Genomic DNA, 24,465 nt, shown 5'->3' with positions numbered 1-24,465 from the left:
TCAAAACTTCAGATCTACTCCAAAAGCAAACGTAGCAGCATTTGGATAGTTTCTACCAGCAATTGGATTGTAGTTTGTCATTTCCATCTTATTGTCGAACTGCGAGAATTCCGGATCTACACCAATTTCGCGGAAGCGTTTAGGCATAATCGTGATTAAATTCTGGCTGGTGAAATATACTCTTGCGCCCTGGATACGTGCTCTTTGCAACAGAGAAGCAGGCAGACTGTAACCAACCTGGAAATTTTTCAATCTCAGATATTTGGTATCAAACAGCCAGTAATCAGAATATGCAAAGTTGTTGGCATCAGCAGCTCCGATTGTAAGTCTGGGATAAGAGGCATTTGGATTGGTAGGAGTCCAACGATCCAGGTGTTGCACCATTGCGTGATCTTCGTTATTGTGGAAAGCTTCTACGATATCACCGCGCAGCCACTGGGTTCTTTTACCCACGCCTTGCCAGAACATAGTAAGATCGAAGTTCTTCCAGTTTACGTTATAGGTAAATCCAAACGTATAACGAGGGAAAGGATTTCCAAAGATGTAGCGGTCGTTTTCATCTATAATTCCATCCTTGTTTCTGTCGATGTATTTGATATCACCAGGCATGACCTGTTGATTGTAGGCAAAAGGCACTTTAGGTGCATTTTTGATATCATCGAGATTCTGGTACAATCCATCAGATTTATATCCATAGTAAGAAGCGATAGGGTACCCTTCCTTGATAATGAATTTCACATCTGATCCGCGAACTGATTCCTGGCCAAACTTAATAACCTTATTCAGGTTATCTGAGAGGTTGAAACCAAAGTTATGTGAGAAGGCACCGGTTTTCAGGCGGTAATTGATTGTAAATTCCCATCCTTTGTTATCAACTTTACCAACATTCTCCAAAGGAGCAGAAGTACCGGCAGTACCAGGTACTGTTTGGAATAAGTAGATACCGGTAGTTTGTTTATCGAAATAATCGAAAGTCGCCGTCAGTTTACCGTTAAAGAAGTCTGCATCTACCCCATAGTTGCTCATGGTAGAGATTTCCCACTTCAACAAATCGTTGTAGGTAGAGAAGGTGGAGCCCATTGCAGGTGAGTTATTGAAAGAGTAGTTGGCATCATTGAGCTTAACTCTGGCGAGGTAGTTGAATCCTCCGATATTGGAGTTACCCACCTGCCCCCAGGAATAACGCAATTTAAAGTTGCCAATACGATCTTTCACGTCCTGCATGAATGCTTCTTCCGTTAAGCGCCATCCCAGAGAGAAAGCCGGGAAGAACTGCCAGCGATGACCCGGAGCCAGTTTGGAAGAACCATCATAGCGGTAGGTAAATTCTGCCAGGTATTTATCGGCATACACGTAGTTCATACGGCCGAACATGGAGTTCAGGGCATATAAATTCGGATTATCGATACCATTATAGGTGCCCAGGTCGCGGTAATCGTAGGTACCATCAGGTTTAGGGATGTAACCACCACCGATAGACCAATCCTGATCCAGGTTGGTAGTTCCGAATCTATCGGCACGCAGGCCCCAGCGCTCATTCACTGCATCACTTCTCACACCGATCTGACCCTTTACGTAATGCTTACCGAAAGTATTTTCATACTCAGCAGTCGTAAATACGTTGGTAATCAGATTTTTATATTGAGAAACATGGCGCTCATTATACAGTGGCGGAGTAGCTGTAGTATAATAAGGAGCGTAACTAAATTTGTTTATACGTGTATCATTTCCTTCAATATCATAGTTTGCGGAAGCGTTGAAATTGATTTTGAAATGCTTAACGGGAGTGATAACAACATCGAGTCCACCCATCAGGTTATCGATACCCTGAGTGTTATAGCCGTAGTCCGACAACAATGCGAATACGCTGTTGCTGGTAAGGCTGGGTACTACCCAGTTGCCCAGAGAATCTTTAACCGGATAAATACGAGGCACCCTCATGGCATCGCGCATGAGCATACCGATATCGGAAGCCTGTTTGCGATAATTAGAGCGGGTGTAAGCAGCGTTACCGCTAACTTTCAGGTATTTGCTCACATCTATTGAAACGTTTAAACGGGCGTTATAACGTTTGTAATAGAAGTCTTGCGGTACATATTTATTTTGAAGCATGTTCCCCTGATCGAGGTAGCCCAGCGAAAAGAGGTAGCTGCTGGATTTACCGCCACCGGTTACGCTTAAACTATGATTCTGCTGCGGAGTGTATTTGCGAATCATTTCAGTAAGCATAGCAGGTTCGGAGCCGCGGTCGTGCCAGTATTGAATGTCGGAAGGCGTGAACTGAGGTGTTTTACCGGAGTTCACCAGTGCTTCGTTTTTCAGGGTCATATACTGCCAGGCCTCCATGTTACGAGGAAGCGTGGTTGGAGTTTGCCAGCCATACATACCATTGTACTGAACAGAAGGACGCTCGTCTTTCTTTCCTTTTTTGGTAGTGATATAGATGACACCATTTGCAGCCTGAGAACCGTAGATAGCGGCAGAAGCAGCATCTTTCAATACGGAGATGTTCTCCACATCGTAAGGGTTCAGGTTACGTAAACCATCACCACCGGCCTGAATACCGTCGATAATGATTAAAGGTTCGTTGCCGGTTAAGCTACCTACCCCACGAATATTCAGGGTTAATTTAGCACCAGGTTCGGCAGTATTTTGTTGGATAATCAGGTTGGGAGCTTGCCCCTGTAAGGCCTGATACATATTTACAACCGGGCGGCCGGTGATATCTTTAGAAGAAACGGTGCTGATAGCAGCAGTTACCTGGCCTTTTTTCTGTTGGCCATAGGCAGTTACAACCACTTCACCGAGATCTTTGGAATCAGCGCTGAGCATAGCCACGATGGTTTTACGACCACCGATAGCTATTTCCGAAGAACCGTATCCGATAGAAGAAAAAATCAGCACACCATTAGCTTCAGCAGCAGGAATTTTAAGGGAATAGTTACCATCCGCATTAGTAACGGTTCCGATAGTTTGTCCTTTCAGTCTGATGTTTGCGCCAGGGATAGGTTGGCCATTATTGTCCACAACCCGACCATTGACGATAAGATCCTGTTGCTGGCTGCCAAAAATAGTGGTGGCTAACTGGCTGCTTCGTTTCAGAATGATCTTATTGGCGATAAATTCATAATTGATGTCTAATGGCAGCAAGATCATTTGCAGCACATCTTCCAACTTATTATCCTTTACATTCAGTGAAACCTTTTGAGCAGATTTCAGGTCATCGTTCGAGTACACGAAAACCAGGGATGTTTGAGCTTCGATCTGGTCGAGGACCTGAACGAGATTTGCATTTTCGACCTTCAGACTAATCAGGTTATTAGCGGAAGCAGGCGGTCTGTCATGTTCCTTTTCTGGTTGGTGTTGCCTCCGTATACCAGACGCATAGGCAACCTGAGCCTGGATATCCAGCACACTTACAATTGATAATCCAAGAACCAGCGGCAGGAATGACGGTCTGAAAGAAGGCCTGTGAAGTTCCTTTCTCATAACGTAGTGGTGATTAATAATGATAAAATATTAATAGAGTTGGCTTCTATTCTCCTATAACTAATGTTGAATCAGTGATCCGATAGTGGAAAGCCTTTGACTTGCTTAAATAGTACATGATATCTTCCAGGCTATTGTTGTGGAAGGCACCGGTAAGGCGATATTGTCTTGGAGCAGAAGCTTCAAATTCGACCTTCTTATTAAAGTTTCGCTCTAAACTGGCCCCGATTTCTTCCAGTGTTGCATTTCTAAAAATGAGATGACCTTCTGTCCAGGCTTTATCTTCCCCTCCGATAGTATTGGCTTTGATTAGCGTACCGGTATTGGAAGCGTAAATAACTTTTACTTCAGGAGTAATAAGAATAGTATCACTAACTTTCCTGGCTTCTTCATAACGTGGGATGAAAGCAACCTTTCCTGTTACTACAGCGGTTTGTACAGGTTCATTCTCGTATGCCTTAATATTAAAAGAGGTGCCTAATACTTTGATGGTTCCCTTTTTCAGGTGAATAATAAAAGGACGTTTAGGATTGGCTGCAATATCGAAGAATGCTTCCCCTTCGAGATAAACAGTTCTGCTATTATTATCAAACTTTTCCGGATAAAGCAACTGACTGGCGGCATTGAGCCAGATCTTGCTACCATCGGCCAATTCGATATAGGAGCGGGTAGCTTTTCCATTTTTGCGTTTTACCCATTGCATAGGTTTAGTGGTGCCCAGATTTTTTTCTTTGTTGAAGAAAAACAGCGCAGCACCTATCATTAAAGTGGCCGCAACAGCAGTAATTGCATAGTAGGTCCGCCGCCTGAATAATTTGACCGGTGAAGGGTCTTCTTCTTTAGCAGCACGGATTTTAGACCAGGTTCTTTGTAAGGCCAGTTCAGTATTTTCGGCAGTAAGGTTAGTTGTATCGTTGAAATATTGTTCCAGCTGGAGATACCTTTCTTTTAAAGCAGGGTATTGTTGCAATAAGTCATTCAATGCATCCAATTCCGCTAAAGTGGCTACACCAGCTAGTTTCCTTGTTACTAATAAAACAAATTGTTCTTCATCAATCATAAAATGGAATCGTATTCAGATATAAGGACAGGAAACGATAACCGAATTACTTACAAGAAGAAAAAAAAATTTTTTTAGTAGAAGCAGGACGACAATCCTATAAGAAAAATTAGTGGAGGTAAAATTCTTTTACGGGAGGTGATGGCACCTAATTCCGAGTTGAGGCGCCGCATAGCCCTGAAGAGCTGTGTTTCAACAGTTCTTGGGGAGATACCCAGGATCTCAGCTACTTCCTTATATTTAAATCCATCTTCTTTAATAAGCTGGAAAATCCGGCGGCATTGTGCAGGAAGGGAAGCTACAATCTTATCCAGTTTAAAGCGCATTTCTTTATACTCCAGATCTTTTTCGAGGTCTACGCTGTTACGCAGGTCCGCCGTATCAGAACCAGAGAGAGGCACAATGCGCAGGTGGCTATATTGTTCCAGATAATTGAGAGAATGATTTTTAACGGCAACGAATAGATATACTTGCAGGTTAGAGATATTTTCGAGATCGCTACGTTTATTCCATAGTTTAACAAAGACATCTGACACGATTTCTTCTGCTGCTTCGCGGGCAGGCACATATCGTAAGCAAAAGTTCAGCATTCGTTCGTAAAAATGTCGAAAAAGTCTGGCAAAAGCCTGCTCATCGTCTTCACGTGAAATTTGTAATTGCCATTCACGAATCTCATCTCTAATCATGTGGCTAAAACGTTTAAGCTAAAAACAGATAAAAAAAGGAAAACTGGCGTTATCCTAGCTTGGTTGACTATCCTATAATCGCTGGCTATATAATATGATTATGGTGGCAATAATAAATAAAAGGAACAATATAACCAAGAATTCTTACAGCCACCCCTCCTGCACTGCTTTAATAAGTAAAGCTGCGGAAGTGGTGAGGCCAGCTTTTTTGAGCATATTTTTATGATGCTGATCTACTGTTTGTTTGCTGATACATAAATGATCGGCAATCTGATGGCGGGTCATTCCGGTAAGCATAAGTTGCAATACTTCTTTCTCCCTTTTGGTTAGGCTAACCGGCATCGGGGAAAGGACTTTTTTAATTGGTATCTGAACTTCCTTCTGATCCTCATCAAGTCGGATGAGTGATAAAACAGGAGGCCCGCTACTTTTGAGATGGGAAATATCAGTATGAACAACCAATGATCTTAATAAGATTCCATATTCGTCTGCCTGAATAGGGATACTTTGTTGCAGCAGTCTGATATATTCCCCGTTTGCTTTCCTGAAACGTATATCATATCTGACTTTATAAAGCATCACTTCATCCGGAGGCAGGTTATAGAAAAAGTCCACAACTGTATTTTCAAAATCGAGAAACCAGGGTAGATCGTCCGGATGTATCAGGTCGATTAACCAGGCAACTGAGGTATTTTCAGGGGAGTACCCCAGTACTTTAGAAATGCCATGGTGCATGTAATCCAGCTCTCCTCTGACCAGATTAAAGATGAAATAATAGAAATCACCTACCTGAAAAAAGCCAAGGAGTTTTTTATGAATTTCCATTCCCAGTGACAGGTCAGGGGGTTCCTGACTATCTGACATTATGCGCCAAATCTTTTTTGCTTCTTCGTATAACTGTATTTTCATAGGCTTCAACGGCTACTTATCCCAATAGATTAAAAGATACTAAAACAATTGTAATACTTAAACAAATAAGTGCTATTAAAAAGGTATAGTCGGCAATCGTTTCCATTCTGCTGCTTAAAATTGGCCGCTGGCTTCTCATTGATAAAAAAGATAATAAACTGCTCGCCATGAGCAAAAGTGCCGCCACGCCTGTAAAATCGTCGATTACTGTAGTTTGGCTGAAGCCAGTTAATTTAATTGATGTAATAATAATCAAACAAAATCCCAATAAATTGGTTGATGTATTTAGGATATGAGGCGACCTATTGTGATTAGACATATCAGCAGGTTTTTGTTATTCACGTATTAACAAACTATTGACTAACAGTTAAAATTATTTTTGTTGATAGTTTTATACTTTATAACACATCATAATCTTATGAAAAGAATAATATTAATCTCATTGTTGAGCTGGCCCTATTTTAGTTTTTCACAGGGAAACAAATATGTTATCAATGGCCGAATGGATAAGATTGATGTACCAACCAAAATCTATCTTACTACAGTCATAGACGATGTAATGACAATGGACTCAACAACAATCACCGACCATCAATTTCACTTTGAAGGCACTGTGGAAGGACCTATCAAGGCATCTCTGTTTATAAACAATATTCAACCAAATGACAAAGCTCCTATCACAATTCAATATAAGAACAACATTCGAATATTTGTGTTAGAACCTTGTGAAATAAAAGTCAGTGGCAAAGATTTATTAAAAAATGCTTCTGTTTCTTCTAAAATAAATGACCAGGAAAAGAGCTACAGGGCACTCCTGAAAGACGCTACCAAAACCATGGATAAGATGGAATTGCAGATAGCAACCATGCGGGCTGAGAAGAAAAACGATCCGGAAAAGGAACAGGAACTATATGTTCGTTATCAACTATCGCTGAATGCCAGGAAAATGCTTCAGCAAAAATATATAAGTGAACACAAAAAATCCTTTTACAGTTTATTTGCACTGGAAGAGATAGCTGGATATACCTACGATCCGGTTAGTGTATCAGCAATTTTTGAAACACTAGACCCTTCTGTTAAGAATACACTTGAAGCACGTTTATTTAAAGAAGAACTTGATAGAGGAATGAACCTGCTGATTGGTGCTAAAGCTCCGGACTTTGAGGTGAAAGAGCTGAAATCAGGCAAAATAGTTAAACTATCAGATTTCATAGGCAAATACATATTGCTTGATTTTTGGGCCACCTACAATAATTATAGCAGAAGCGCTCATCAGGTAATGGCCGAAACCTATAAACAGTACGCTGATAGCAACTTTACCATTATAAGTATAACTGTAGATCCACCTGCTGAAAAAAATGCCATCCTTGAGGCTATCAATAAAGATCAAATGGTATGGACCAACCTCGGCGATCCTTCCCACCAACGAAATGATGCCGCCAAAACATATAATATACTCACACTTCCACAAGTTTACCTGATCGATAATAACGGAAATATCTTCAATAAAAACTTTCCTATAGATAGCCTTAAAACAGAACTTACCAAAATGAGATATCCTAAACCTGAAACAGCTGAAACTACTTCTGAAAGCTCAAATTAAAACAAAAATAAGCTACATTTGCCCTTGTCTATTATAAATATAATTTATTATAAATATATAATACATGGGGAAACAACCCTTTTACTGGGCGTCAAATCTAAAATGGCTTAGAAACAAGCAACAACTATCGCAATTAAAACTTGCCGTTCTGTTAGGATTAAACAGAAACAAAATAACTTCCCAGGAAAGCGGAAAAACAAAAAATCCACGCATGGAAGACCTGGTACTGATTGCAGACTACTTTCAAATACCAATCGACTATTTCATAAAAACAGATCTATCCATTTTCCCGGATGCTGAGCTGGAAACTATCATCAAAAAACAACTAGATCTAACCGGCAAGCACATACGTGTATTACCTATAACAGTAGATCAGCAGAATGAAGAGAATATGGAATATGTGCCTGCTAAGGCTAAAGCGGGCTACAGAAACGGATTTACAGATCCTGATTTCATAGCTAATCTCCCCAAATTTTCATTACCCGAACTTCCAAGAGGAAAAACAATCCGTATGTTTCCCATCTCGGGCGATTCTATGGAGCCTATTCCTCATGGCAGCCATGTTATTGCGCAATATCAGCAAGACTGGTCAGATATTAAAAACAACACTCCTTGTGTCTTAATATTAAAAGGCAGTGAAGAAGATATAGTTTTCAAGATTGTCGGTAATCATATCCGTAAGAACGGAACATTAACCTTACAATCGTTGAATCCGGCTTATCCCGAAATGGAAGTATCGATCGGGGATGTACTGGAAATATGGACCTTTATTGGCTATTTAAGTAAGGAGATTCCTAACGTATAGCCACTTTGGTAAATAGGATCTCCTTATAGTGATGCGCTTCATACAGTATTCCTATCGAGCGTTTCGAAATCTGTACCAGATCTGAATACGCAATAAAGCCATTATCGGGCTGCTCTCCAGCGGCTACCAGATAATGCTGCGACCAGGAATTTCCGTCGTCAGTACTAATACGAAGAGTAAGCCTGTCGCGGTTCGTGGTGTCTGCTGCATTACTAAATGCTAAGACCGATTTTCCTTTTTTCCATCCTATATGTAACAGGCTGCCTTCACATACAGGATCAGGAAGCTGATAATCTACATAGGTTTTTGACCAGGTTTCACCTCCGTCGTCACTGATTCCAATGACCCGGGCTTTGATATTGCCACGCTGATTACGGGCGTTCAGCATCAATCTGCTTCCTGATAGTTCTGCAGCTGTTGATTCATTTGACCCTTCAAAAGGTAATGTGGCCCCCAGCCGAAAGGTACTTCCATGATCATCTGTATAAAATCCGTGTGCCTTATAATCTGTAAAATCGCGCTTGGGCCCACCTTCTGAATGGTTTGCCGCAACATAAATCCGGCCTTTATACCTACCGGTAGTCATCTGCATGGCATGGCCGGGAGTATTGGCATAGCTTCTCCAGTCTCCATTTGTCTCATACTCCGAAGAATGATGTACCGAAGCCGTTATATTCTGGGGGGCCGACCAGGTTTTACCTGCATCCGTTGAAGTAATAAACCATACCTCCCTGCTGCCCTTTCCTTTTCTGACTTCCCCTTCCCCGTTGTTTCCGGTATTATAAAAAAGAAAAATTCTGCCACCCGGATAGTTGGGGTCCAGATAGTCTACCACCGGAGCCGGATTACCTGCTTGCAATTCCTGATTGTCAACAATTTTATTTAAAGCACTCCAGGTTTTACCACCATCAACACTCCGTTTCATCACGATATCTATATTGCCAAAATCTCCGGAATTGTTTACACGCCCCTCAGCAAAAGCTAGTATCTCATCCTTCAGTTTAATAACAGCCGGGATACGAAAACTGGCATATCCATCCCGACCGGAGGTGAATACGGCAACAGATTGGGCATACGAAGAGATGCAAACAACAAAAAGAAAAAATATTATGGATAGCTTTTTCATCAACCTAAAATAGTATTCTCCGGCAAATATTTATACCATTCCAACTCCTTCAAATCCTGGATCTGCTTTAATGCCCCTTCATTCAATAACATAATCCGGGTACTAACAGCCAAAACATTCGTATAGTCATGGTCCGTTAGTATAATTCCCTGGTGTGTATGGCTTCTGATAATAGCTATTACTTCTTCTTTAATGATAGGGTCTAAAGCATTGAAAGGCTCATCCAGCAAAATAAACTTAGCGCTGCTATGAAGGATTAGCATAATCTCTACAAATCGCTCCTGGCCGCCCGACAGTTCGCTGATCCTAAGATCCTGAATTTGGGAGATCCGGGGATTGGATAAAAACTTTGCAGCATTGACCGCAGAAACGGGGAATAACTTTACCAGATCTGCCACCTTTAAATGCCTTGGTACAAAGTTGCCCTGCGGCAGATAAGCTATAAGATCTCTCGCTTTATAGGGCTTCCTGTAAAGCTGTCCGTCTACTTTTACCCTGCATTGTTCCGACTCCAGGGTTCCAAATACAATTTGAAGCATGGTAGACTTTCCGCAACCATTTCTTCCTAATAGTCCAACTATTTCACCGGTTGAACAGGTCATGTAACAATCGGTGAGTAATTGACGGAGATCCCAGGATTTTACAATCCCATCTGCTACTAACTGATGCACCATCCTATTATATATTTAATCAGAAATATCAGTCCTACAACCACCAGATTTAACAGTGACGTATATACGTATAAACTGATCTTTGAGAAATGATTATTGTAATAGAAAAAGTAATAATTTTTATACCTCAGGTTATAAAAAAACACTGTTAAAGCGAAACCTATAGTTAAAAATGTTTTTGCAAAAGTCGTCAAATAGCCATCCAGTCCTCCATCCAAGGCTCCCAGAGCACCAATCATTAATGAGATTGAAAAGTTGGCAAGAAATAATCCTTTAAAGAATAACCATATAATTCTCATATAGCCGATAACGTTATCGCAATATAACTATTTATATGTATCCCTGAAAGTTTGTAATCCTTGTTCGAGTCTTGCTTTAATCTTACCACCTTGTGGCCCGTCACCCGGCCTTGCGATATGAAACATCATGGTATTATAGGAGTTCTTTAATTCACGGCTGCCCACCTCTCCTTCCGAGATGGTAACAACATCGGCGCTACATTCAAATCCTACATAATAATCGTTAAATACAGTTTTCAGAGAATCGACCGGCACAGTCATTTTGCTTAGCGCAAAACTGGTTCCTACCGGGTATCTGAAAGTAACGGACAAAATTCCCTTGTCATCGATCCGAAATGGGGCATCTATTTTCCCATCGGCATCCGTTTCATGGGATAATTGAGGAGGATAGGCCGTAGCGGCTTCTGTTAAGACCCTTGTGAACTGGATAATTGCTTTAGCTCTCAGCCCTGGATTAACTGATTGTTGCTGGGCAAATAGGGAATTGGCAAATAACAGCGTAAAGCTGGTTAATAGGTAAAGTTTTTTCATAGGCGTTTCTCAGGCGCCAAATATATAATTAAAATTCTATACATCAAATTGTTGGAAGATTGGTTCCTGATTTCGAAAGTTCAGGGTTATTCCAATTGCCCTGGCAGTGAAGGGAGTGAATTCCTGTTTTAGGCGTTCGTAGGTTCGTTGGGCTTTAAAAGGAGTCACCTGGTTGCAGATGGTGATATGAGGGAGGAACGCTTCTTTATCCCGACTGCTTAATCCGAATTCTAATTGAGAGCACAGGCAACTATGTAATTGTATTAAACTTTCTGAGGTAATAGAATAAGCTACTCCATTTTTAAATAAGGCCAAATCGGAGATGCTGATATCGAAAACCGGAATGGAGCGGCAGGTCAAATTTTCGAGTTGCTCAAGGGAAGAAAATAATACATGGTAAATTAAGGTGAGATGTGCAGGCATTTTATTGGCATGCGCCGGATAATATCGTTTTCTCTCTTCATTAAAAAACAACATATCTGTTGCAGATAATTCAAGGGTGATTTGAGCTCCTAATGCTGCCATAAAAATAAAAGTTGAAGGTACTGGAAATTCTTCAAATAAATAAAGAGAAAATCTTCATTATATCCTACAAATCAACTATTTACGGATAAATAAATCTACATCTTGTAATTTTAGATTTTCCTGATCGCGTAAAAACTTTTCCTGATTGGACCATTATATGCGATCCTAACTTTCCAATTTTGCACCCTGATTAGTAGTCCAAAAAGCAAAAGATCAAGAATCATGGGAAAGTATTTTACCTCCTTCTTTTTATTATTATTTAGCTTCTCCGTTATAACTAAAGCACAGACATCTACTGGTACAATTAAAGGTAAAATCACTACCAGTGATGGAGAACCTGCTGCCTTTGTAACCGTTCAAATTAAGCAAAACAGCAGAGGTACCGTTACCGACGAGAAAGGTGAATTTACCTTCAGACGTGTATCCACAGGGCCACATACGCTGGAAGTATCATTAGTAGGTTATGAGCCTTTATCTAAAACTGTTACAGTTGGAGGCAACCAAACTTCGGATGTTAGTTTACAACTTCAGGTTTCCAAAACACAACTTACGGAAGTAACAATTATCGGAAAAAATAAACTGGCCAATAAGGAAAGTGAGCAGGTAGCAAAATTACCGCTCAAGTACCTTGAAAATCCACAGGTTTATAATGTTATTGGTAAAGACCTGCTCAAACAACAAGTCATTACAGGTTTTGATGATGCCTTAAAGAATGCACCGGGAGTAAGTAAATTATGGTCATCTACCGGCCGTCCAACAGATGGAGCAGGATATTACTCCATGCGCGGATTCGCCGTTCAGCCATCCATGATTAATGGGGTTGCCGGTATTTCCAATGGAAATATAGATCCGGCAGATGTTGATCGGATTGAAGTAATCAAAGGCCCTTCAGGAACCTTGTTTGGAAGTAGCCTTATCTCCTTCGGCGGGTTGATTAATATTGTAACCAAAAAACCTTATGATGTTTTTGGCGGCGAAATCAGCTACACTGGTGGAGGTTTTGGATTAAACAGAATTACCGCCGACTTTAATACTCCATTAACTAAAGATAAGTCAGTACTCCTACGTACCAATGCTGCCTATCATTCAGAAAACAGTTTCCAGGATGCAGGATTCAGAAGATCGTTCTTCCTTTCTCCCAATCTGACTTACAAAGTGAACGACAGGCTTACTTTCAACGTGAATACAGAATTCTTTAATGGAGAGAGTACTAATACTCTCATGGTATTCCTGAACCGTTACCGTAAATTAATTGCAACCAATCCTGCTGAATTAGGAATGGATTTTAACCGTTCATTTACCAGCAATGATATTACCTATAAGAACCCTACCGTAAACTTATTCGGTCAGGCTACCTATAAGATCTCAGATAAGTGGACCTCTCAAACCAATGTTTCGAGAAGTAGCAGAAAAAGTAATGGTTATTTTTCTTATGTAATGTTCCTCGACCAGGGAGATAATACAGTACATAAGCCTAATGATTCATTATTGAGCCGCTTTGTTTATCATCAAAATTCTACTACCACTACAACAGATGTACAACAGAATTTCATAGGTGATTTTAAACTGGGTTCGTTACGCAACAGGGTGGTTATGGGTCTCGACTTCCTTAGCGTAAATACGTATAACGACAATTCCCCTTACCTGCTCTTCGATTTAGTAAGCGCAGTAAATAAGCAGGACCCTCGTTATTCTATGCTTAATCGCCAGGCTGTAGATGCAAAACTTGCAGCAGCAACCTCTCCAGGCTCTCATAACGATCTCACCAACTATACTTACAGTGCCTATATTTCAGATGTTCTGAATATCACTAAAAACCTGGCAGCTATGGCCAGTGTGAGAATAGATCATTTTGTAAACAAGCCTACCAAAGATTATACAACCAGTGAGAAATATGACGATGGTTTCAGTCAGACAGCTGTATCTCCAAAATTTGGTTTATCATACGAAATCGTTCCTGAAAAAGTTAGTTTGTTTGCCAACTATATGAACGGATTCAGTAATCTGGCTCCTATAGTGCAACCACTACCTGAATTAAGCGGTAATCTGAAGCCACAACAGGCCAACCAGATTGAAGGTGGCGTAAAATTAGATCTGCTCAAGAATCGCTTGACCATGACAGCAAGCTACTATAACATTCTTGTAACTAATATGACGAGAAGTGCCAGCATTGTAAAAGATGGAATTACCTACAATTATACTATTCAGGATGGTAAACAAAGAAGTAAAGGTGCCGAATTTGATTTAGTAGCCAATCCGCTTCCAGGTTTAAATATTGTTGCCGGATATGGATATAACGATAGTAAAATGATAGATGCAGATGAAGATGTAGAAGGCAGACGCCCGGTGAGTGCAGGTCCTAAACACCTTGCCAACTGGTGGTTGAGCTATACTGCTACCAAAGGAGCGGTACACGGATTAGGTTTTGGATTTGGCGGTAATTATGCTAGTGAGAATATGATCACCAATTCAGCCGTTACCGGAATTTTCACCTTACCATCCTACACCGTACTAAATGCCAGCATCTTCTACCAGGTGAAAGCATACAGACTTGCCTTGAAACTGGATAACCTTACCAATAAGGAATATTTTGGAGGATGGACTACCGTAGAGAAGCAATTACCAAGAAGATTGTCTGCCAACGTAACATTCAACTTCTAAAATAATTTGAATATAAAGCATCGTAAATCGCTGCTTTCATCGAATACCAGAAAAAAATTGGCTGAAATGCCCCCGAAAGTTAGTTGCTTTCGGGGGCATTTCAACTTTTAGTCATCCCTCTTCTATTTATTTTTTCCCGCCTAAAGAATTGATCCCCCTACCACTAGTACTGCGATTTCCGGTAAAATTTACGATTGGATAAAAAAAAGTTATGAAAATAAACATCCCTTAGTATATTTGTCCACTAAATCAGTAGACTAAATAGACTAATGTAGCGTCAACCAAACAATATTTTTACATCACCTATATAAATTAACATGAAAAGACTACTACCGTTACTTTTCCTTATGACCTTCGCGGTAAATGCCGCCATTGCCCAAAAAGTTATTAAGGGTATTGTAAAAGGAGAAGAAGGCAGCCCGGTACCCGGCACAACGATCAGCCTGAAAGGCTCCACCAACCACGCAATTGCAGACAATAAAGGAGAATTTAGTTTGCGGACCTATGCCCCGTTCCCCATTACCATTACCGTTAGTTCCATTGGTTTTGCCACCCGTGAAGTGGAAGTAACAGAGCAAAACCACACTAACCTGGAGGTGATACTCAAAATAGACAACCGCCAGATTAATGAAGTATCTGTTACGGCCCGTCGCAGGAATGAGAAAATCCAAAATGTTCCTATAGCCATTTCCGTTATACGTGGTGGCGTGGTAGAGGATGCCGGCGCTTTTAACGTAAACAGGGTGAAAGAACTGATTCCATCAGTACAACTCTATTCCTCCAATCCACGCAACACTACGCTCAATATTCGTGGTCTGGGTTCCACCTTTGGCCTCACTAACGATGGTATTGATCCGGGTGTTGGCTTTTACCTTGACGGTGTGTATTATGCACGTCCGGCAGCCACCACATTTGACTTCGTTGATGTAGAACAGATTGAAGTATTACGTGGCCCACAAGGTACCCTGTTTGGTAAAAACACAACTGCAGGTGCTCTGAACATCACCACCCGTAAACCTACCTTTACTCCCGGTGCTACCGCGGAGGTGAGCTACGGCAACTATGGATATATTCAGGCTAAGGCATCCGTAACCGGGAAGATTGTGAATAAGCTGGCAGGAAAGATTTCGTTTTCCGGTACTCAACGCGATGGTACCCTTTATAACGTGCTTACTCAGCGGCATGTCAATGGCTTGAACAATATCGGAGGCCGGGCACAGCTCCTGTATACCGCTTCAGAACGTGTAAACATCACCCTGGTCGGAGATGCCTCCAGACAACGTCCGGAAGGATATGCACAGGTAATCGCGGGAGTCGTGAAAACACAACGCCCTGCTTACAGACAGTTCGATAACATTATCGCTGACCTCCACTATGAACTACCAAGCCGAAACCCCTTCGACCGGTTGATCGACCATAATACCCCCTGGCGCTCTAATAATGACCAGGGTGGCTTATCAGTAAACGTGGATGCAAAAATCGGTGGTGGTACGCTCACGGCTACTTCTGCCTGGCGTTACTGGAACTGGGATCCTTCCAACGATCGTGATTTTACAGCGTTATCTGTACTATCCTTATCTCAGGCAACTTCCAAGCATCAACAATGGTCGCAGGAAGTACGTTATGCCGGTAATTTCTCTTCTAAACTGAGTGGCGTTATCGGTGCATTCGTGATCGGACAGGATCTGAAAACCGATCCGGTACATATCGAAGAATCAGGATCTGACCAATGGCGTTTCTCCCAATCTACCACCAGTGAATTATGGAAAACCCCCGGATTATTCGATGGCTTTGGCATCCGTACCACATCCCAGTTGAAAACATACAGCGCGGCAGTATTTGGGCAGCTGGATTGGGCCATTACCGAAAAGCTGCACGTACTCCCGGGTTTAAGATATAACTACGATGAAAAAAAGCTTGACTTCAACCGTAAAACATATGGTGGACTGCAAACCGAAGATCCGGCCCTGCTGGCATTAAAAAATCTCGTGTATACCGACCAGGTATTTGCAGCAAACACCGACAACACCAACCTGAGTGGTCAATTAACCGTTGCATTTAAAGCCAACAAAAACATCAATACCTACGCTACCTTTTCCACCAATTACAAGCCAGTAGGACTTAACCTTGGAGGATTACCTACTTCCGGTGGAAAACCAATGCTTGAACTGGCACAAATAAAACCGGAATATGTTCAGCACTTTGAAGTAGGTATTAAAACCACTCCATCTGCCTCCTCTACCCTCAACCTGGCTGTTTACAATACTGATATCAAAGATTTCCAGACACAGGTACAAACTGCAGAACTGGGGGTAAACCGTGGTTATCTGGCAAATGCCGAAAAAGTACAGGTACGTGGAGCAGAACTTGATGGAAGTATCCGTTTCAATGATCATTTTTCTCTCTTTGGTGCTGCATCTTATACCGATGGTAAATACAAATCCTTTATAAATGCACCGGTGCCGCTGGAGGAAACTGGTGCCCCTTCTGCTTTTAAAGATATTTCAGGCAGCAGACTACCAGGCATTTCCAAATGGGCAGGTTCACTTGGCGGTGAAGCATCTATTGGTGGAAAATTCCTTGGCCAGGGAGGCAGATTCTTCTTAGCACTTGATGGTTACTACCGCACTGAATTTTCATCCAGCCCCTCTCCTTCTCTTTACCTCAATATTGATGGTTATGCATTGGTTAATGGACGCCTTGGATTCAGAGCTGCAAAAGGGGTATCCATATTTGTTTGGGGTCGGAATCTCTTCAACAAAAATTACTTCGAACAATTACTGGTAGCAGCAGGCAATGCTGGTCAGTATGCCGCAGTGCTGGGTGATCCGCGCACTTATGGTATCACTATCCGTTATAACTTCAGTCCTTCCAACTAAGCCTTCGGCAGATATTACCGAATTAAAGAGGGGCCGACCAAAAAGTAAAACTTTTTGGTCGGCCCCTCTTATCATTACATAATCTTTTTATTCTACACCCCAGCTTTTATTAGGCTTAGGGCCCATAAATAATTCCAGTGTACCACCATCAACCAGTTGCTGATGGGTGAAAGTTGGTTTATTTAATGGTTTGCCATTGAATTTAGCTTGCTGAATGTATTTATTCACTGAAGAGCTGTTATGAGCAACAACGGTGAATTGCTTTTTATTTGGTAAAGCGATGCTAACTTTTTCAAATACCGGGCTACCAATTGTGTATTCCGGAAGACCAGGAGTAACAGGATAGAAACCCATTGAAGAGAATACAACAAAGGCAGACATTCCACCACCATCTTCATCTCCGGGAATACCAAAGATATTGTCTTTAAACCAGGTATCTAACAGGAAGCGAATACGTTGCTGAGTTTTCCATGGTGCCCCGGTATAGTTGTATAAATAAGGGATATGGAAACTAGGTTCGTTACCCATAGAATACTGTCCAACCAGGCCGGTTGCATCAGGGAATTTACTCCAGAACTGGTAGCGCGACATATCCAGTGACTCGCGGAACAATTGATCCAATCTGTTTTCAAATGATTGCTTGCCACCCATTAAGCCAATGAGACCTGGAATATCCTGTTGTACCTGCCAGAGGTAAGTCCAGCCGTTATTCTCATCATAGAATTCACGACCACCTAATCCACCGTCGTACTTAACATTAATATCGATCCAGTCACCCTTGCTATCTTTAGGCAGGAAGAATTGTTTATCTGCGTTCCACAGGTTTTTATAGTTTTTGGCACGTGGAGCAAATAATTGTTGATCTGTTTTTTTGTTAAGATCACCAGCCAATTCTGCCAGGGCCCAATCATCATATGCGGCGCCTAATGTTACGGCAACAGCCTGTCTTTTTTCGAAGGAGTGAACAAGAGGTTCGGTTTCTTTCTCACCAGGTCTTAAAGCCGGGAAATATCCTTTTGTGTAGTAGATATCTTCCAGGGAAGTTTTAGGACCGTTGCGCCAAGGCAGCATAGTAGCTTCGGTGGCGTTTTTGCGCATCCCTTCGTAAGCTTTTTCTACATCGAAGTTACGGAGGCCTTTTCTGTAGCCATCCAGTAAAACAACGCTTGAGTGGAAGCCATTCATACATGCGTGATCCCCGAACAATACAGGGAAAGTAGGCATCCATCCGCTCTGATCGTACATGCGTACAAAAGATTGCAGCATATCTTCTTCTCTGGACGGGTTGAGGATGGTGCGTAATGGATGAAGGGCCAGATAAGTATCCCAGGTCCAGTCGTCTGTATAAAACGGACGAGTGTCTTTATGAATTTGTTTATCAAAACCGCTGTAATATTGTCCGTCTTCTGTGATATCTATGGCTCTTTCGTAGCAGCGGTATAAAGCAGTATAGAAAGACCGGAGTTGGGCAGGAGTACCGCCTTTTACCTGGATTTGAGACATTACATCGTTCCAGGCTTTTTTGCCGGCATTGGAAACAGCATCGAAGTTTTGTTTACTGATTTCTTCGAAATTCTTTTTAGCCTGTTCCGGGCTGATATAACTAATTGCGTATTTCAGGGTAACTTCCTTAGTCTGCTCAGGGAAGGTAACATACGCTTTAATACCGTTACCTGAAATATTTTTATTGTTCGTTAGTTGTCCTTGCTCTAAGGTACCAGGAGTACCAGCTTCACTAAATACGCCATACAAATAGACCTTTACATCACCGTTGTATGTTTCCTGACCACTGATTGCATTGCCTGGGAGGAATTGATAATTGGCATTGCCATCATTATATACACCGAGCAGTAAAGCCTTAGATTTACCTTGAGGGAATCGGAAACGATAAAAACCGGTTTTTTTACCCGCAGTAAATTCAACATTTACCTCCTCATTAAGTAGCCAGGTAGTGTAGTACCAGGGTTTGTTTACTTCCAGATTATGATCGTACGCCAATCTATCAGCCCAGGAAGCGGCAGATATTTTACCGATAGCTGGTTTAATAGAGAAAACCTGACCAAGCCTGTGGGATACAACGTTTAATGGGAAATCAGAAATCTGATCGTCCATATAATCTTTACGCTGAGGAGTAAACCGGATCAACTGGTTGGGTAATTGCACGGTGGGTCTGGTAGGTTCCAGTAATTGCCCTACGTTACCGATAGTAGGATCAATAAAATCGATGTTTTGTTTGCCTGCCGGGAGGGAATCTTTTACTATAGCTTTACCACTAGCGAAGCATGCAAAGGGTGCCAGCAACATTAAGTTGCAAAGCTTCCATGTTCTTTTTTTCATTCACTAAAGTTTGTGCGAGGGAAACTTAGAATTCCTGCGCGGCTCTAATTAACAAAATATTTCTCGCAAAGAAGCAACGTAGGCAAAGAATAATAAGATGATTATTGTAATTAAAGTATATCAACAATCTTATGCATTCTTTGCCTCGCTTTGCCCCTCTGCGAGAAACATCGGTCAAATCAGGAATTTATTAGTATCCTGGGTTTTGATTCCATTGTGGATTCTGAACCAAATCGTTGAAAGGAATCGGCGCATAATAGCGGGTTGCCGGGGTACCAGCATACTTTTCATTCAACTGGTTTTGCTCAACTTTATCATCCTTACTACGTTCGCTGATAACTTTAGGAAGTAATTGTAAGCGAACAATATCGAACCAACGTTGTCCAAATTCTCCGGCAAATTCATATTTACGTTCGAAAGTGATAGAATCACGGAAAGCTGCGGCAGATAAACCTGGTGTTAAATCAGGCAATCCGGCACGGTGTCTAACGAGGTTAATAGCGTTGTAAGCATCACCTGATGGATTTCCTGTAGCCATTGCAGAAGCTTCAGCATAGGTTAACAGTGTTTCAGCATAGCGGATTACATCTGTAGTTTTATTTGTACTAGGCTGAATAGTCAGGATTTCTGTTGCTGTTTCTCTCACACCATCACCAGCAAGACCAGCGCGGAACTTTTTGTAATAAGGGTGTTGTACGCGGGTTTCAGCACTGCTCCATGGAACTTGTCTGAACTTTCCTTTATCATCTTTCAATTTGAAAGTGGTGTAGAAAGTGGCATCCGTACGTTTACATTGAGGGGCAGCCAGATAGAAGTTTACTTCAGGATAGAAGTCATCCCATCCACCGGAACCATCAGCACCACTTTCTTCCAAAGGAACGGAAGTAGAACCGAAAGAGCGGTTAGGAGCATTACCACCTACATTGAATACGATACCAAAGATTGCTTCTGAGTTGAAGTTAGTAGTGAAAACATCAGCATACTCAGGAACCAATTCGTATTTCTTAGATTTAATAACAGCATCTGCTTCCGCTGCAGCCAGAGCAAAGTTAGAAGTCTGGTTTAAAGGCCAACCTGCCATTGTCAGGTATACATTTGCCAGCAAAGCTCTTGAAGCTAAAGCACCAGCGCGGCCGATATCTTTACCATCCCATTTGTCCGGTAACATAGAAGCAGCAGTTTTCAGATCGCTGATAATCAATTCATAGATTTTATCAGGACCAACCTGTACCGGTCTGTCGTCGGTTGCCAGTGGTTTGGTAACTAATGGAATATTACCAAAAGTTCTTACCAGCATAAAGTAGCTTAAACCTCTCAGGAAGTAAGCCTGACCTACAGAGCGTGTAACCGCTAGCTTTGCATTATCATCGATGGTAGGAACCCTTTCATAGTTTGCCAGTACGTTATTGGCCTGGTAAATTGCATACCAGGGGCCAGACCACTGAGCTCTGATACTACCATTGATAGCAGTACCTTCCAGTTTGTCGAATTCTCTGAAATCTTGCTTATTCAAACCCGGATCGGTAGTAAGGTCATCAGCTCCGAAGTAGGAAGTGCTTTTATTGGTAAAAGCCCATGCACCATCAACGCTCAATCTTTGATAGATAGAACTAACAGAAGCATCCAAATCATTCTGTGAAGTAAAATAGCTCTTAGCAGTAAGATCGCCCTTTGGATCTTCCGTCAGTTTCACGCAGGACGCAGTTCCCAGCACAGCTGCAATTGCTAACGGTATTAAATAATATTTTGCGTTCATTGTAGTAAATTTTAGAAAAACCTTTCTGTTCGTAATCAATTATAATCCCAGTCTTAATCCTATAGTATAGGTTTTAGGGTTAGGAATCACACCGGTTTCCAGACCTTGGGTAATAGCGTTAGTGCTGTTGGTAACCTCAGGATCATAACCAGGGAATTTGGTGATTGTCCAGATGTTTTGAGCACTTGCGAAGATATCCAGGCTATGGAATTTCACTCTGCTTAACAATCTTTCCGGGATAGTGTAAGTCAGTGCAATGTTTTTCAGTTTAATATAACTAGCATCAAATACCCAACGGCTGCTATTTAATTCATTTTTAGATTTGTAAAGAGGAACATCAGTTTCGTTCTTATCGCTCCACATATTATCAACCAGGTGAGAAGTTGCATCACGAGCATCACCCAGGTTACCGATAGTATAAGGTAAGGTAGAAGAGAGAATCTGGTTACCTTGAGAACCAGCGAACAATACGTTCAGGCTCCAGTTACCATATGTAAAGTCGTTATTGAAACCGAAAGTGTATTTAGGCATACCATTTCCGATAATCTGACGGTCTTTATCATCAATTTTGTCTTTAGATTCGCCAGTTTGGTCGATGTCTTCGTATTTAGCATATCCAGGCAAAGTACCATATCTGGCTGCCTCAGCTTTTTCTGAAGTTTTCCATGTTCCCAGGAATTTCAGGCCATAGAAGCTACCTAATGATTCACCTACTTTCAGGATAGCAGAACCTTGTTGAGCAGACCCGATGTTATTTACGATGATTTTATCTAAACCACCCAGATCAAGCACTTTGTTTCTGTTGAAGGAGATGTTGAAATTGCTGCTCCATTTGAATTTACCAGCAATAACAGGAATACCACCAACATTGAATTCAAGACCTTTATTGCTGAGAGTACCGATGTTGGCTTTGTAAGATCCACCACCTTTATACTGATCAACCGGACGGTCGTATAACAGGTCAGTAATCTTTCTGTCATAAGCATCAAACACAAAGGTTAAACGACCTTTGAAGAATTCTGCATCCAAACCAACGTCGTAAGTAGCGGTTCTTTCCCATTTCAGACCCAAAGCAACAGGAGTACCTAATGGAGTAGAGATGCTAGGAGTTACACCGTCGAAGTAGTAAGAAGGACCACCAGAGCTAACTCTTGCGATTGTAGAGTAAGCAGGAACGGCCTGGTTACCAGTTTGACCGTAGCTCAGACGAAGTTTCAATCCAGTCAGTGTATTGCTAACAGGCATGAAGTTTTCTTTGTCGATCACCCATCCCAAAGCAACAGAAGGGAAAGTTGAGTACTTGTTGGTCAGGTGGGAAGAACCATCTGTACGAACGGAAGCTGTCAACAGGTATTTATCTTTAAAAGCATAGTTGATTCTACCCATGTAAGAGATCAAAGCATCTTCCCAGAAGCTACTGGTAGTGAGCTGAGTTTTACCTAAACCGAGGTTATAGTATCCGTTACCGTAGGAAGAAAGGTTTTTAGCCTGTGCTTTAGAGTAGTTGTTATTACGGGAAGCTTGCTCGAATAATGCAGTAACTGTCAGACTATGATCACCGAATTGGTTGTTATAGGTCAGGAAGTTACTATTCTGCCAGCTACGATATCTGCTATTTTCAACCTGAGCATAATCGTTACCTACATCACCTTCATTTGTTAATTTAGGTAATACGGTTTGAGTCATTTGGTTCTGCAGTTCATAGCTATTATTAGATGTGAAAGTCAGGTTTTTCAGAATCTTATAAGTAGCAACACCATTTACAGTAACGTTGGTGGTAGTACCATCAGCCATTCTGTTCATTGCATTGGCAACCGGATTGAACTGGTTAGAACCTCTTGAGGATCTTTTAATGTAGTTGCCATTAGCATCGAAAATAGGGCTGGTAGGATCCCATTGGTAAGATTGTGCAAATGGATCGGTGATATCACCAGCATAGCCAGTATTACGGCTCTGAGGTAATACAGCGGTAACACCAAATTTGAAATTCAATTTCGGAGTTACCTGAGCATCTACGTTACCTCTGATAGTATTTCTCTTATACCATTGGTTAATGATCAAACCAGGTTGGTTGATATTGTTGTAAGAGAAATAATACTTTACGCCTTCATTTCCACCAGAAAGACTTACCTGATAGTTCTGAACAAATGGTTTCTGAGTTACAGCATCCTGCCAATCGGTACCATTAGGATTCTTTTGTAATTCATCCAGTTTAGCTTGTGAATAAGGAGGAGTAGTATTACCCAGAGTTGCCTGCTTATTTGCCTGAACAGCAAATTCATAAGCATTCAACAGATCCAGTTTTTTAGGCAGAGAAGCCTGGCTGAACCATGCACTTGCATCTACTCTTGGTTTACCAACTTTACCGGATTTAGTGGTGATCAATACAACACCATTAGAACCTCTGGAACCATAGATAGCAGTTGCAGATGCATCTTTTAATACCTCCATTGACTCGATGTCGGCCATACTTACAGATTCGATGTTACCACCGATATAGCCGTCAATTACATACAGTGGTTCGTTTCCGCCACTGATTGAGCTGGTACCACGAACGCGGATGCTCAGACCTCTACCAGGTTGTCCGCTGTTACTCTGAACAGTAACACCAGAGGTAGTACCTTGTAAGGCCTGTTCTACTCTTGTTAATGGTCTCTTGGCAATGTCAACTGCCTTAATGCTACTTGTAGCACCAGTTACGTCTCTTTTCTTTTGAACACCGTAACCTACTACTACAACATCCTGTAAGGATTTAGAATCGGATTGCAATTGCACCGATACAGAACCGCCCTGAGTTGCGGTTACTTCCTTCTGAAGATATCCAATATAGGAAATGATCAGAACAGCGGAAGATTGATCGCCTGTTGAAATTTGGAATTCACCTTTTCCATCCGTGGAAGTTGAGATTGTGGTTGACCCCTTTAGTCTTACAGTTGCACCAGGTAATGGCTGTCCGGTTTCATCCGTCACTTTACCCTTGGTCAACTGCTTTTGGGCATAGGCCTGCAGGAGGCCCGATGCTAGAAGCATCAGCAATAGTAATCTTTTCATAACGCGAGCGATATTTCGATTGATAAGAAAAAATAATGAATGCGAAGTAAGCCGCTAACACCTAACAAATGACCTAA

15 protein-coding genes are annotated in these 24,465 nt (G+C 41.6%); 4 read left to right on the top strand and 11 right to left on the bottom strand.

Annotated elements, in window-relative coordinates; all coding sequences use genetic code 11:
• From DVR12_RS04145 to DVR12_RS04130, 4 genes are all read right to left on the bottom strand, one after another.
• On the bottom strand, positions 1-3,489 hold the full coding sequence (locus DVR12_RS04145; protein WP_116974175.1) for a TonB-dependent receptor: 3,489 nt from the start codon (positions 3,487-3,489) through the stop codon (positions 1-3).
• 46 nt (positions 3,490-3,535) lie between these two features.
• On the bottom strand, positions 3,536-4,549 hold the full coding sequence (locus DVR12_RS04140) for a FecR family protein (protein WP_116974174.1): 1,014 nt from the start codon (positions 4,547-4,549) through the stop codon (positions 3,536-3,538).
• Positions 4,550-4,623: 74 nt separating this feature from the next.
• On the bottom strand, positions 4,624-5,235 hold the full coding sequence (locus DVR12_RS04135; protein ID WP_116974173.1) for an RNA polymerase sigma-70 factor: 612 nt from the start codon (positions 5,233-5,235) through the stop codon (positions 4,624-4,626).
• Positions 5,236-5,379: 144 nt separating this feature from the next.
• Entirely contained in the window at positions 5,380-6,144 is a 765-nt protein-coding gene (locus tag DVR12_RS04130; RefSeq protein ID WP_116974172.1) for a helix-turn-helix transcriptional regulator, read from the bottom strand.
• Positions 6,145-6,562: 418 nt separating this feature from the next.
• Here DVR12_RS04130 and DVR12_RS04120 point away from each other — a divergent pair, with 418 nt between their 5' ends.
• Positions 6,563-7,747, top strand: coding sequence for a TlpA disulfide reductase family protein (locus tag DVR12_RS04120; RefSeq protein ID WP_116974170.1), 1,185 nt, complete (start codon positions 6,563-6,565; stop codon positions 7,745-7,747).
• Positions 7,748-7,811: 64 nt separating this feature from the next.
• On the top strand, positions 7,812-8,552 hold the full coding sequence (locus tag DVR12_RS04115) for an XRE family transcriptional regulator (protein ID WP_116974169.1): 741 nt from the start codon (positions 7,812-7,814) through the stop codon (positions 8,550-8,552).
• Here the strand turns inward: DVR12_RS04115 and DVR12_RS04110 are convergent.
• The 4 genes from DVR12_RS04110 to DVR12_RS04090 form a co-directional block, all read right to left on the bottom strand.
• Positions 8,542-9,678 (bottom strand): sialidase family protein, encoded by a 1,137-nt coding sequence (locus DVR12_RS04110; protein ID WP_116974168.1) that lies wholly within the window; start codon positions 9,676-9,678, stop codon positions 8,542-8,544. The genes DVR12_RS04115 and DVR12_RS04110 overlap by 11 nt on opposite strands.
• A complete protein-coding gene (locus DVR12_RS04105) occupies positions 9,678-10,352 on the bottom strand; it encodes an ATP-binding cassette domain-containing protein (protein ID WP_116974167.1) in 675 nt (224 codons plus the stop codon). Before DVR12_RS04105 ends, DVR12_RS04110 begins: the two co-directional genes overlap by 1 nt.
• Before the next feature lie 323 nt (positions 10,353-10,675).
• Positions 10,676-11,179: a hypothetical protein gene (locus tag DVR12_RS04095; protein WP_116974165.1), complete on the bottom strand. Its 504-nt coding sequence runs from the start codon at positions 11,177-11,179 to the stop codon at positions 10,676-10,678.
• Positions 11,180-11,215: 36 nt separating this feature from the next.
• On the bottom strand, positions 11,216-11,704 hold the full coding sequence (locus DVR12_RS04090; protein ID WP_116974164.1) for a 2'-5' RNA ligase family protein: 489 nt from the start codon (positions 11,702-11,704) through the stop codon (positions 11,216-11,218).
• A 222-nt stretch (positions 11,705-11,926) separates the two neighbouring features.
• Here DVR12_RS04090 and DVR12_RS04085 point away from each other — a divergent pair, with 222 nt between their 5' ends.
• Positions 11,927-14,365, top strand: a complete 2,439-nt coding sequence (locus DVR12_RS04085; RefSeq protein WP_116974163.1) for a TonB-dependent receptor — start codon at positions 11,927-11,929, stop codon at positions 14,363-14,365.
• A gap of 317 nt (positions 14,366-14,682) precedes the next feature.
• Positions 14,683-17,244 carry a TonB-dependent receptor gene (locus DVR12_RS04080; RefSeq protein ID WP_116974162.1) on the top strand — a complete coding sequence of 854 codons (2,562 nt, stop codon included), beginning with the start codon at positions 14,683-14,685 and terminating at the stop codon, positions 17,242-17,244.
• A gap of 87 nt (positions 17,245-17,331) precedes the next feature.
• On the opposite strand, the gene DVR12_RS04075 is transcribed toward DVR12_RS04080, so the two are convergent.
• The 3 genes from DVR12_RS04075 to DVR12_RS04065 form a co-directional block, all read right to left on the bottom strand.
• Positions 17,332-19,581: a GH92 family glycosyl hydrolase gene (locus DVR12_RS04075; protein WP_233522124.1), complete on the bottom strand. Its 2,250-nt coding sequence runs from the start codon at positions 19,579-19,581 to the stop codon at positions 17,332-17,334.
• Between the two features lie 190 nt (positions 19,582-19,771).
• A complete protein-coding gene (locus tag DVR12_RS04070; RefSeq protein WP_116974161.1) occupies positions 19,772-21,337 on the bottom strand; it encodes a RagB/SusD family nutrient uptake outer membrane protein in 1,566 nt (521 codons plus the stop codon).
• A 39-nt stretch (positions 21,338-21,376) separates the two neighbouring features.
• Positions 21,377-24,388 (bottom strand): SusC/RagA family TonB-linked outer membrane protein, encoded by a 3,012-nt coding sequence (locus tag DVR12_RS04065; protein ID WP_116974160.1) that lies wholly within the window; start codon positions 24,386-24,388, stop codon positions 21,377-21,379.
• Positions 24,389-24,465: the final 77 nt, after the last annotated feature.

Origin of the sequence: Chitinophaga silvatica, assembly GCF_003419895.1 — a bacterium.
Classification (GTDB): Bacteria; Bacteroidota; Bacteroidia; order Chitinophagales; family Chitinophagaceae; genus Chitinophaga; species Chitinophaga silvatica.
This window is presented reverse-complemented; position numbering and strand designations above follow the sequence as displayed.